We start from the raw sequence: 12701 nt of genomic DNA on the forward strand, positions 1-12701 counted from the left end.
CCTAAGCGCCCCCTTATATCCTGTCCTTATTGAATCCCACTACCAGTTGCGATCTGCCGCCTGTCTTGGTGATCTCCGTCATAGGGATCCCCAATTCGCGGTGAAGCAGTTCCATGGATCTGGGTGTACAGAAACCGGCCTGACACCGCCCCATTCCTGCCCTGGTCCTGCGCTTGATACCGTCCAGGGACCGGGCCCCAAGAGGCCTGTGGATGGCATCCAGTATCTCGCCTTCCGTAACCATCTCACAGCGGCAGATAATATTGCCGTATGCCGGATCCTTCCTGATCAGTTCCGCCCGCTCCTCCTTGGTCAGGGTATCCGGGTCCAGGATTCCCTGACGAGTCCCCACAAAATCGGGGTTGGGCTCAAGCCCCATCTTATCCCGCAGTATGCCTGCCACCATCCTGCCAATGGCCGGACAACTGGTAAGCCCCGGAGACTCAATGCCCGCGCAGTCCACAAACCCGGGAGCATCCTTTAATTCTTCAACAATGAACTCGTGATGATCCTCATGTGCCCTGAGACCTGCAAATGAGGTGATCACCTGCCTCATGGGCAAATCTTTCACATTCATCCCCGCCTTACTGATAACTTCGTCCAGGCCCTCTCTAGTGGTTGCCGTGGCTTCCTTGTCTTCAATATCGATGGCTGTTGGCCCTACGATCAGATTGCCGTGGACCGTAGGAGATACCAGTACACCTTTTCCATACTTTCCAGGCAGTGCAAAGATGGTACGGCTTACATGGTTTCCTGCGCTCTTATCCAACAGACAATAGTCGCCCCGCCTTGGGGTGATGTGAATCTTTGTTTCGCTGACCATATTATGGAAATGGTCAGCATGAACACCGGCCGCATTGACCACATACCTGGTTTCATACACGCCCTGATTGGTATCAATGGCCCAGCCGCCTTCAATTTTCCTGATGGTCTGGACTTCCGTGTTAAACTTAAAGTCAATACCATTTGTATACGCATTTTCGGCTAAGGCAATGTTCAGGTTAAAGGGACAAACAATACCCGCAGTGGGAGCATAGAGCACCCCCACAACCTCATCCGCCAGATTCGGCTCCATTTCCCTGAAACGCGCCTGATCCGTGATCACCTCCAGGTCTCTTACCCCGTTGGCTGTCCCTCTCTCATAGAGAGCCTGAAGATCCGGCAGCTGCTCCTCATCCACACATACCACAAAGGAACCGCACCGGCTGAATGGGAAATCCAGTTCTTTTGAAAGAGCAGGCATCATCTCATTGCCTTCCACGTTCAGTTTTGCCATCAGGGAACCCTCTGGGGCATCATATCCTGCATGGACAATGGCACTGTTGGCCTTGGAAGTTCCGCAGCACACATCCTCTTCCCGTTCCAGCACGCAGGCATTGACCCTGTATCTGGACAGTTCTCTTGCCGATGCGGACCCAGCCACTCCGGCGCCGATAATAATTACGTCATACATATTCTTCGTTCCCTTCCTTCTCTGTAAAATGGAATCCTGCGTCCGGACCCCTGCACCGCTGCATACTGCAAGGCGGTTAATTCTTCTCTGCGTGCAGCGGGCATTTTCCGAAGAATCCTCTGTGGGCAATACCATTACCGCCTCATAAAAAGCGGGGCAAACAAGGCGTGTTTCCACACCCATTTGCTCCGCTCCACTCTCACGCAATCAATATTAAATTAGATAAAACTTATGCCCATGGAATTGCCTGGTACAGCAATGCCGCAACCACTGCGCCAACCACCGGACCAATGATCACAACCGGTGCATAACCCCAGTTGGAATCCCCTTTGCCCTTGATGGGAAGCACTGCATGGGCGATACGCGGACCAAGGTCACGGGCCGGATTGATCGCATATCCGGTAAGGCCGCCAAGGGACATACCGATTGATACAATGATACCGAACACCAGAAGTTTGTCAACGCCTGCCGGAATACCTGCCACCTGGCCGATCCCCTTGATTGCAAATACAAGTACAAATGTACCGATGGCTTCGCTTAAAATGTTGCGTCCCATGTTAGGAACGGACGGTCCTGTGGAGAACACGCCCAGCTTGGTGGCAGCTGACTCCGTGGCATCAAACTGGTCCTTGAACAGAAGATAGACCAGAACAGCGCCTGCAAATGCGCCTGCAAACTGAGCCACAATGTATCCGGGCACAAGCGCCCACGCTAAACTTCCGTCCACTGCCAGCGCAATGGTCAGGGCCGGGTTAAAATGTGCGCCTGATGCCGCGCCGAAGATAAATGCCGGAAGCATGACCGCAAGACCCCATGCAAAAGTGATCTGGATGGAACCGGCACCTTTCATGCCGGATTTGTTCAATGTAACGTTAGCCACAACACCGTCACCTAAAAGTATCAGTATCATTGTTCCTAAAAACTCCGCTATATATGGCAACATATAGAACCCCCTTAATCTAATTTGTCGTCAACAGTCTCATACTCCATATGATCACTCTTCTTTAGCCCATCCATAGGAACACTTCACAGCCTTGTTCCAGCCATTCACCATCTCTGCCCTCTTTTCCTCGCAGATCTCAGGTGTAAAGGTTCTGTCAATTGCCCAGTTCTTAATAACCTCTTCCTTGTTAGCCCAATATCCGACTGCCAGACCCGCCAGATAAGCAGCTCCCATCGCAGTGGTCTCCACACACTGGGGGCGGTTAACCGGTGCATTGATGATATCGGCCTGTGTCTGCATCAGATAATTGTTGGCGCTCGCACCGCCATCCACCTTAAGCGCTGCCAGTTCAATGCCGGAATCAGCCTTCATGGCCTGGAGCACATCATTGGTCTGATAACACAGGGAATCCAGGGTTGCGCGGATGATATGATATTTGTTCACGCCGCGGGTAAGACCTACAATGGTTCCCCTTGCGTACTGATCCCAATGGGGAGCTCCCAGCCCCGTAAAGGCAGGCACCACATAGCAGCCGTTGGTATCCTTTACTTTCTTTGCCATATATTCGGAATCCGGTGAGGAGTCGATCAGCCTCATCTCATCCCGGAGCCACTGGATCGCAGCTCCGGCCACAAAGATGGATCCCTCAAGGGCGTAATTCACCTTGCCGTCCAGGCCCCAGGCAATGGTGGTTACCAGGCCATTCTTGGAGAACACCGGCTTTTCCCCTGTATTCATCAGCATGAAACAGCCTGTTCCGTATGTATTCTTTGCCTCGCCGGGATTATAACAGGTCTGGCCAAACAGGGCGGCCTGCTGGTCGCCTGCAGCTCCGCCAATGGGGATCTCTCCGCCAAAGAAGGAGGAATCGGACAGGCCGTATACACAGCTGGACGGTTTTGCCTCCGGAAGCATGCACTTGGGAATATTCAGTTCTGCCAGGATCTCATCATCCCATCCCAGGGTGTTGATGTTAAACAGCATGGTGCGCGATGCATTGGAATAGTCAGTCACATGAACCCTTCCCTTGGTCAGCTTCCAGATCAGCCACGTCTCCACGGTGCCGAACAGCAGCTCGCCCTTCTCAGCGCGCTCTCTCACGCCCTCTACATTGTCCAGGATCCATTTTAACTTGGTTCCTGAGAAATATGCGTCAATCACAAGTCCTGTCTTGGCACGGAAGGTATCAACCAGTCCCTTTTCCTTCAGGCTGTCACAATACTCAGATGTCCTGCGGCACTGCCATACGATTGCATGGTACACAGGCTCCCCAGTTTCCTTATCCCACACGATCGTGGTCTCACGCTGGTTTGTAATGCCGATCGCAGCGATATCCTCTGCCGTTGCCCCAATCTTCGACATGGCTTCCACTGCTACGCCCAGCTGTGTGGACCAGATTTCACTGGCATCATGCTCTACCCAGCCCGGTTTTGGAAAATACTGGGTGAACTCTTTCTGTGCAACACTGCACATGTCACCCTTCTCATTAAAAAGGATACATCTGTTGCTTGTTGTTCCTGAATCCAGTGCCATTACATACTTTGCCATAAAAACCCTCCTTTTCTTTCCGCGCCTGCTTTCATCGCGGACCTTCCTTTTACATCTTCTATTTAAACTTTTTCCATACCCCGTGGAAAAGTTCAAATCCCTCTTTACATCAGCCACACGTTGGGATTGGTGGTTGAAACAGATATGGCTCCCGCTGACAGCGCAGCCACCACATCCTCTTTCTCAGATATAAGTCCCCCTGCTATGACCGGTACCTTGACCAGCCTGCACACCCTGCGAATCACCTTTGGCATAAGCCCGGGCAGGATTTCGATGGTGTCAGGCCTGGCCACGGCCATCTGATGCTCAATATTCTCAAACGCCATGGAGTCCAGTACAAATACCCTTAATGTTGTATACAGCGACAGCTCCCTTGCCCGCTTGATCATTGCCGGCTTTGTGGAAATGATGCCGTCTGCTGCCGTATTGTTCTTTATAAAGTCAACTGCCACTTCCTTGCCGCTGAGTCCTGTGATCAGGTCCACGTGCACCATAGCCACCTTATCAACCTGCTCAACCTGATCCACAATGGCTCCGATATTACATATATCCCCAAACAGTATAAACACCACCTTGATCTCTTCCCTGGCACAGCAGGCCTTCAGGCCTTCCATATCCTTAACAGCCGATATAACCGGATTTGATTCAAGCAGATCGTAAAACTTCTGGTCCATTGGAATCCCCCTCCTTCTTTTAACCAATAAAAAAGAGCATAGTCTTAAACCAACATTTCTGTTGTTCTACTATGCTCTCGTCATCTCAGCACTATTATTTGTCTAAAACCACTATAGCACAATGCACATATGTTTGCAATAGAAAACATTTTTTTCTTAAAAATATCACAATTTATTCTCTCTAACGGTTTTATTTATTATCTATTTTTAACGAAATTTTAATTTTTGTTCTATGGTTGAGTTATTTTTTTAACAAAGCCACTATCTCCGCCATTTCCTTGCTTCCCACGTGGATCTCAGTGTCATTGATGATGATCATGGGTATTCGTTTGATATCATACCGGGCCACCAGGTCCTCGTACAGGGCGGCATCGATCATCTCCGCCTCTATGTTGGGATTGAGTATGGCAATGTGCTGACATGCTGTCACCACTACCGGACAGTGATGGCAGGCCAGGGAAACACATATCTTGATATTGGTTTTCTGAGCCAGCTTATCGATCTTTTTCTTAAGTCCGCCGGGAACCGCCTGCCCCGGGCCGGCCAGGTTATAGATGGCCAGCACAAAAGAATTGATCTCCTTGCCCCCAGGCACTCCGTGAAATGCCGCCCTGCCATAGATGTTGTCCTTATACAGGCCGGTCACCGGCAGCCAGGCCGTATTAAGCTCCGGCACCATGGACGCCTCCTCCGGGCCGTAAAGCTCCAGGTCCAGCTTTTGGCTCAGGGCAGATACAGCCTTTAAAAAAGCCGCCATCTCCTGATCCTTATCCCGGCTTAGATCCACCACCGCCTTCATGGTCACACTGCCTTCCATCTTCCCGAAAATACCGGAAAGCTGGGCCTGTAATCCCTGATCCATAAGACTGCTCTCACACGGTATCCTTGTTAGATCGATCGTATCCCCCACCTCCTTACAGCATTCCAACCAGGTCCAGGCTTGGAGTCAGCGTCTCCTCTCCCGGTTTCCACTTGGCCGGACAAACCTGGTCACCATGTTCCTCCACAAACTGGGCTGCCTGAACCTTGCGCAGCAGCTCCTGCGCATTCCTTCCAATCCCCATGTCGTGGATCTCATATGCCTTTATCTTCCCTTCAGGATTTACGATAAAAGTTCCCCTGAGCGCCTGTCCTTCCTCCTCCACCAGCACGCCGAAGTTCCTGGCCAGCACACCGGCCGGATCCCCCAGCATAGGGTACCTGATCTTCTTAATGGTATCGGATGCATCTGCCCACGCCTTATGTACAAAATGGGTGTCCTCGGAAACAGAGTAGATCTCACACCCTGCCTCTTTAAAATCCTCATAGAAATCAGACAGATCCCCCAGCTCAGTGGGGCATACAAAGGTAAAATCAGCAGGATAGAAAAAGAACACAGACCAGTGTCCCATGGTATCCTGCCTTGTCACTTCCCTGAACTTGCCCTGATAAAACGCCTGCACTTTAAAATCTTCCACCGCTTTGTTGATCAGATTGTCCATAAATGCACTCCTTCCTGTATTGATTGGTTATATTTTCAGAATTAATTCGATTGTAGCATAAGCTATCTGATACTACAACTGGTTTTTTATCCTGCCGGACCAATCGTTCCAAAAGAAAAAGCCCGCTTAAAAAGCAGGCACCAGGGATTTTTCCTATCCCCGGGATACAGGCCGCTTCATGGCCCTGATCACCGCTTTGGTCTCCCCGTCCACGCGACAGGATTCCGTGATCTTTTGCAGGGCCTTGTTAAACGTCCAGTCATCCAGATGATTGTGTTCCAGATACGGCATCACCGGCTCCGGAAATTTTATAAAGTAGATGGAAATGGCCCAGGCCACTGCCATTTTCACATAATATCCCTGATGATGGATGTGATCCATCAGTTCCAAACCAGCTTCCACATAATCCTCATCCACAAAATGGGACAGCATCATGACCACCGCGAACCGGATCTCGTACTCCTTGTCCGACCGGAGATAGGGGCGGATAAATTCCCAGGATTCCTGCCTGTATTTCCCGGCCACTTTCAGGGAACTGCAGAAGATGTCGCACACAGCCCAGTTATTGATGGCCGGTACAAACTCCTCGATATAGGGAAGGGCCCTGTCCCAGTCTTTGAATCCACCGCAGATACACAGCCCCCAAAGGATCATTTCATCATAATACACGCCTTTCTCCCCCTGGCCTGTCTGTTTCCATGCCAGGGATACTTGTTTTATGTACTCCTGCCAGCCATCTTTTATAAGCTGTTTTGACAGGCCGCGGAGCTGGGGAGTTCGCACCCCCATGATGCCTGTGATCCCCGGCAAAAGCCTGCTGTGGAATTCCCTGTACTCCGGATCCGCCAATTCCCTCAGCTGTCCTCTTATGGTCTCCATCAATGTATTATCCTGCATGTTCCAACTCTCCTCTATGGCAGTAAAAACTCACTGAGCACAAAATTGCTCACATCCATCCCCCACTCGGTGAGGGAGATCCACACCCCATTTTTCACAAGAAGCCCGTCCGAAATAAGGCGTTCAATCACCGGACCGTAAATTGTCTCCAGCTTGATCCCAAACATGGATACAAAGTCAATCTCAGAGATCCCTTTTGTGAGGCGCAGTCCCAGGAACATAAATTCTTCCATCCTGGCTTCCCGGGTCAGTTCCGTCAAAGGACCGCGAAGCTGTTCCAGGACATTTTCCGGATTCCGGACAGGTTCACCAGGGGGCACCCCCATGGACCCGGCGGTCTCCCCGGCAGTTTCTCCCATTGCCCCGGCGGTTGCCTCCATGGACCCGGTAAAATCCAGGTTCATATACGTGTCCATGTCGCTCACATTGCTGAACCGGCAGTTCCACATAAAGGAGGAGGCGCCCAGGCCCAGGCCCAGATAGGGCACCTCCGTCCAGTACCCCACATTATGTCTGCACTTAAAGCCCGGTTTTGCATAATTGGATATCTCATATCGCTCATATCCTTGCTCCTGCAAAAAATTCCTGGTCAGGTGATAGATGCGGCTCTCCGTCTCCTCATCGGGCAGGGGAGGGTATCCGGGCCCGGCCGTCCCCTCCTGCCCGTACCGGTCCCAGAAGGGGGTGCCCTCTTCCACGATCAGGCTGTAGGCGGAAATATGCTCCGGTTTGAGCATGGTCACCTTTTTCAGGGTATTCTTAAAAGACTCCAGCGTCTGGCCGGGAATACTGCTCATAAGATCCACATTGATGTTGGAAAACCCGACCATTCTGGCGCACTGGTAGCTTTTCAGGAACTCCTCAAAGGTATGTATCCTTCCCAGTTCCTTAAGCTCCTGATTGTCCGCCGACTGGAGGCCGATGCTCAGCCGGTTGATGCCGCATTCTTTGTAAATATGCATCTTGTTGTGAAGCAGGGTGCCGGGATTCACCTCAATGGTGATCTCCGCATCCTCCGCCACATCAAAATGATACTTCAGAGACCGCATGATGTCCCCGATCAGGCATGGTTCCATGACAGAAGGAGTGCCTCCTCCTATGAATATGGTCGTGACCTGATATTCACTGCAAAAGGCACCCTGGGCTTCAATCTCCCGTATCAGTTGTCTTGTATATGCTTCCTGAAGCGATTCCAGCGCCCTGAAGGACAGGAAATCACAGTACAGGCATTTCCTGGCGCAAAAGGGGATGTGGACATACAGCTCCATTGGTTTTTTCTTTTTGTTGGTCATAGTCTGATTCATCTCGTTTAGTGGCTCCCGGCACGGGCCGGAATCATTCCTCATCCAGCTTTAAGACACTCATAAATGCCTTTTGCGGGATCTCTACATTTCCAATCTGGCGCATACGCTTCTTGCCTTCCTTCTGCTTTTCCAGAAGCTTTCTCTTACGGCTGATATCACCGCCGTAACATTTTGCAAGCACATCCTTGCGCACAGCTTTCACGGTCTCCCTGGCAATGATCTTACCGCCGATGGCTGCCTGGATCGGAATCTCAAACAGATGTCTGGGGATCTCCTCCTTCAGCCTTTCGCACATTCTCCTGCCGCGGTCATAGGCGGAGTCCGCATGCACAATAAAGGATAGGGCATCCACTTCCTCTCTGTTTACCAGGATGTCCAGCTTCACAAGGGTGGAGCGCTCATATCCCTTCAGCTCATAGTCAAAGGACGCGTATCCTCTGGACCGCGACTTCAGCGCGTCAAAGAAGTCGTAAATAATCTCGTTGAGAGGCAGCTCATATTTGAGAAGTGCCCTGGTGGTCTCAATGTACTCCATGCCCAGGTAATTGCCCCTGCGCTCCTGGCATAGGGTCATGATTGGTCCTACAAATTCCGTGGTCACCATGATCTCAGCACTGACAATGGGCTCTTCCATATAGTCGATCTCCGTTGGGTCCGGAAGGTTGGAGGGATTGGTCAGCTCGATCATCTCCCCGGTGGTCTTGTATACGCGGTACACAACGCCGGGAGCCGTGGTCACAAGATCCAGGTTATATTCCCTCTCCAGGCGCTCCTCTATGATCTCCAGGTGGAGCAGTCCCAAAAAGCCGCATCGGTATCCAAAGCCCAGGGCCAGGGATGTCTCCGGCTCATAGAACAGGGATGCATCATTGAGCTGAAGCTTTTCAAGGGCGTCCCTTAAGTCATTGTACTTTGCCCCGTCCGCCGGGTAAAGCCCGCAGTAAACCATGGGGGTTACCTTTTTGTAGCCGGGCAGCGGAGTGGCACAGGGGTTGTCCCTGTTCGTCACCGTATCACCCACCCGGGTATCCCTTACATTCTTAATGCTGGCCGTGATATAACCCACCATGCCTGCGCTGAGTTCCTCACAGGGTATGAACTGTCCGGCGCCAAAATATCCGACCTCCACCGCATCCTCCTCCGCGCCTGTGGCCATCATTCGGATGGGCGTTCCCTTTCTTACGGTCCCCTCCATAATACGGCAGAAGATGATGACCCCTTTATAGGAATCGTAGACAGAGTCAAAGATCAGTGCCTGCAAAGGAGCCTGGGGATCTCCTGCCGGAGCCGGTATCTTATGGACAATGGCTTCCAGCACGTCCTCTATGTTTACTCCTGTTTTAGCTGAAATATGAGGGGCATCGCTGGCATCCAGGCCAATGACATCCTCAATCTCCGCAGCCACCCGCTCCGGTTCGGCACTTGGCAGGTCGATCTTATTGATGACCGGAAACACGTCCAGGTCATGGTCCATGGCCAGATAAACATTGGCCAGGGTCTGGGCCTCGATACCCTGGGAGGCGTCCACCACCAGCACTGCTCCGTCACAGGCTGCCAGGCTTCGGGATACCTCATAGTTGAAATCCACATGCCCGGGAGTGTCTATGAGGTTAAAAATGTATTCATTTCCATCCTTTGCCTTGTACACGGTGCGGACCGCCTGCGACTTGATGGTGATCCCCCTCTCCCGCTCCAGGTCCATATTGTCCAGTACCTGTTCCTGCATCTCCCTGCTGGTAAGCAGTCCGGTCTTCTCAATGATACGGTCGGCCAGAGTGGATTTGCCGTGGTCTATGTGTGCTATGATACAAAAATTTCTGATTTTACTTTGGTCAGCGTGGGCCATATTACTTCCTTCCTCTTTCTGCGGCGCGCCGGGGACCAATGGTTCCTGATATCCCCGCCGTGCTCTGTTCATCATGTATAGACGTATTCTCACTGTTTCGCTTAGTAGAATATACCATTTTTTGCCCCTAAGTGCAACTTTTTGTTTGAAAGAATCCCTGGTCCCTATTTCTTTGACAGCACCATATCCAGAAGTTCGGACAGCGGCTCCATTGCGTTCAGGGCCTCTTGGTAGGTATTGTTCTGCGCACCCACTTCGATCAGGCTGGATTTTGGCCGCAGGTGTTCATTGTACCGCAGCCCCTTTAAGTAGATTTTCCTTGTAAATCCGGGATAATAGGCGGCCGCGTCCAGCTGCATCTGGAGGCTGAAGGCCAGGTTATCCTCGCGGTAAGGGTTCTGCAGATATTCAATAGCGCCTTCCGGCGTCTGGCTCAGCCCGTTAAAGAACATAATCTGGGCCGTATCCTTGCCGTCCACCTGGGTTACCAGATGCACATTCTCCCCCACCCCATCCCTGTGGATGTCCAGCACCACCTCAATGGACGGATTCTGCTGAAGGATATTGGTGATCCCGTCCAACGCATAGTTATACGCCTTGCTGCGGTCCAGCTGCCCGTTTTTCAGGTCATATACCGTGGTATCATGGTATACATTATATCCCTTTGCTTCCAGGAGGCTGGTCAGGTATCCCCCTACCCCCACCACGGTCTGACCCGGACCCGAATCTGCAAACGCTTCCTGGGAATGGGTATGATAGATCAGGATCTGGGGCTTTGAATGATCCCCCTGCATGGACATATCCCGTTCCAAAAGAGCTTTTGCATTCATCAGATCCCTGCCTGCCGTTGTGGAAGTATGTACACTGTAAAAATGCTTCATTAAAAAGTCATAATCCGCCAGCTGCTCCATTACATATGTATTGCCGGTGATCGGCCGGTTCAATGTGCCTGTCAGGGTTTCCGGAATCTCCATGGTCCCGCTACCGCCCTGCAGCCCGCTGCCGGGAGCGCCGCCCCGGCCGGCATTTCCCTGGGTATATGTATTCCCGCCCGCATTTCCCTGGGCATATTCAGTTCCCTGGCCGCTTCCCTGGCCCGATGCCGCTGCCAGCTGCTCATCCTCCGGCGACTGCTGCCCCGTCTCCTCGTTGCCATACCAGGCCAGATACTGATGCTCCTGGTAAAAGGTCTTCACTGCCTGGTATTTCCTGTAGGAGGGATCCGGGTCAGCCTGCCCCACATAGGGATCCCCGCCGCCCTCCCCGGATATCCGCTTTCCCGGCTGTGCCTGGATCCATATGGTTTCCACCAGCCATTGTCCGCCTGCTTTTATCATACGCCTGTAATCATTCCTCGGAATACTTCCTGCTGCCCGGCCTATATATCGGCCGCCGAGAAGAAGCAGCATAAGCAGGACCGTGCCGGCAATGAACCGGCGTATCAGCCGGTCTGAGCCTCCACGTCTTACTCTCATATCATTTTTCACCTGTCATCATACTATTATTATGATATGCAGGTGGGATATGGATATTGCGGTTTTTTATTCTTCAGGGCTGTTTAAATTCCTCCCGGGACCGGCTGCCGGATCTGGGCGGCCTGCCCAAAGCCGGGCCAGTCTGCCCTCGGAGATGAAAAGCCCGGCCAGTGTAAGAAACGTACCGGCCGCGGTCCAGGGAGTGATCACCTCCCCCAGCACGGGAATGGATATGATAATGGTGATCACCGGCACCATATAGATATAAATACTGGTCTTTACAGCTCCCAAGATGCGCACGGAAATATTCCAGGTGACAAAGCACATGGCGGACGCCCCCAGGCCCAGATATACCATATTAAACAGGTTCACGCCTGATCTGAGTTCTCCCAGAGAAGGATGGAAATCCATAAAGAACAGGGCTGGGATCATACACGCGATTCCATAAAAAAAGGTCCTTCTGGTGGTCTGGATCACATCATATCCAAGGCTTCCGATCTTCCTTGACAGTATGGAATACACTCCCCATATCATGGCGGCAGCTACTGCCATCAGATCTCCGGCCGGATTAAAGGCCACCCCGCCGCTCCCCCCGAAACTGATCAGCCCGATCCCCGCAATGGCGCAGAAAAATCCCACGATAAAGCTTCCCTTCAGCTTCTCGCCGTCCAGGAAAAAATGTGCCAGGATGCCGGTGAAAATAGGAGCAATGGATACGATCACGCTGATGTTGGACGCCTGGGTATATGTAAGGGCCACATTCTCCAACAGGTAATACAGACAGATACCCGTAAGGCCTGCCAGCGCCATCATGGCCTCCTCCTTTTTACTTTTTGTACGAAAAGGTTTGGGGTTGATGATGCACAGCATGACAAAGCCCAGCACAAAGCGCAGGAACAGGATCTCCAAGGGCGAAAATGCCCTGAGTAACACCTTTGTGGAAATGAATGTGGTCCCCCACACGATCACTGTAAAAAGGGCGGCCGCATGTCCGGCCGCGCTGGTTTTATTAGATAGCATACAATTACGTCCTTCCTGTGTCAAATGTCAATCATCACTATCTTATCACAGGACGGAATA

General features: G+C 51.8%; 11 protein-coding genes. All 11 read right to left on the reverse strand.

Features of this window, described 5'->3' with window-relative positions; genetic code table 11:
- Window positions 1-13 precede the first annotated feature (13 nt).
- Window positions 14-1453, reverse strand: coding sequence for an NAD(P)/FAD-dependent oxidoreductase (locus ABID13_RS12655; protein WP_040417567.1), 1440 nt, complete (start codon window positions 1451-1453; stop codon window positions 14-16).
- 229 nt (window positions 1454-1682) lie between these two features.
- Window positions 1683-2396, reverse strand: coding sequence for an MIP/aquaporin family protein (locus ABID13_RS12660; RefSeq protein ID WP_007870162.1), 714 nt, complete (start codon window positions 2394-2396; stop codon window positions 1683-1685).
- 51 nt (window positions 2397-2447) lie between these two features.
- Window positions 2448-3944 carry a glycerol kinase GlpK gene (gene glpK, locus ABID13_RS12665; RefSeq protein ID WP_048930743.1) on the reverse strand — a complete coding sequence of 499 codons (1497 nt, stop codon included), beginning with the start codon at window positions 3942-3944 and terminating at the stop codon, window positions 2448-2450.
- Window positions 3945-4048: 104 nt separating this feature from the next.
- Window positions 4049-4618: a glycerol-3-phosphate responsive antiterminator gene (locus tag ABID13_RS12670; RefSeq protein WP_048930744.1), complete on the reverse strand. Its 570-nt coding sequence runs from the start codon at window positions 4616-4618 to the stop codon at window positions 4049-4051.
- Between the two features lie 241 nt (window positions 4619-4859).
- Entirely contained in the window at window positions 4860-5480 is a 621-nt protein-coding gene (locus tag ABID13_RS12675; RefSeq protein WP_007870171.1) for a thioredoxin family protein, read from the reverse strand.
- A 52-nt stretch (window positions 5481-5532) separates the two neighbouring features.
- On the reverse strand, window positions 5533-6099 hold the full coding sequence (gene ahpC, locus ABID13_RS12680; RefSeq protein ID WP_007870173.1) for an alkyl hydroperoxide reductase subunit C: 567 nt from the start codon (window positions 6097-6099) through the stop codon (window positions 5533-5535).
- A gap of 153 nt (window positions 6100-6252) precedes the next feature.
- The gene (locus ABID13_RS12685; RefSeq protein ID WP_045093104.1) at window positions 6253-6996 is read right to left on the reverse strand and encodes a DNA alkylation repair protein; all 744 of its coding nucleotides are present in this window, start codon (window positions 6994-6996) and stop codon (window positions 6253-6255) included.
- Between the two features lie 14 nt (window positions 6997-7010).
- On the reverse strand, window positions 7011-8288 hold the full coding sequence (gene hemW / locus ABID13_RS12690) for a radical SAM family heme chaperone HemW (RefSeq protein WP_048930810.1): 1278 nt from the start codon (window positions 8286-8288) through the stop codon (window positions 7011-7013).
- Window positions 8289-8331: 43 nt separating this feature from the next.
- Window positions 8332-10146 carry a translation elongation factor 4 gene (lepA, locus tag ABID13_RS12695; RefSeq protein WP_007870180.1) on the reverse strand — a complete coding sequence of 605 codons (1815 nt, stop codon included), beginning with the start codon at window positions 10144-10146 and terminating at the stop codon, window positions 8332-8334.
- A gap of 164 nt (window positions 10147-10310) precedes the next feature.
- Entirely contained in the window at window positions 10311-11621 is a 1311-nt protein-coding gene (locus ABID13_RS12700; RefSeq protein ID WP_048930745.1) for a stage II sporulation protein P, read from the reverse strand.
- A 66-nt stretch (window positions 11622-11687) separates the two neighbouring features.
- Window positions 11688-12641 carry a DMT family transporter gene (locus tag ABID13_RS12705; RefSeq protein WP_048930746.1) on the reverse strand — a complete coding sequence of 318 codons (954 nt, stop codon included), beginning with the start codon at window positions 12639-12641 and terminating at the stop codon, window positions 11688-11690.
- Window positions 12642-12701 lie beyond the last annotated feature (60 nt).

Source organism: Enterocloster citroniae (assembly GCF_040545455.1).
Taxonomy (GTDB): Bacteria; Bacillota; Clostridia; order Lachnospirales; family Lachnospiraceae; genus Enterocloster; species Enterocloster citroniae.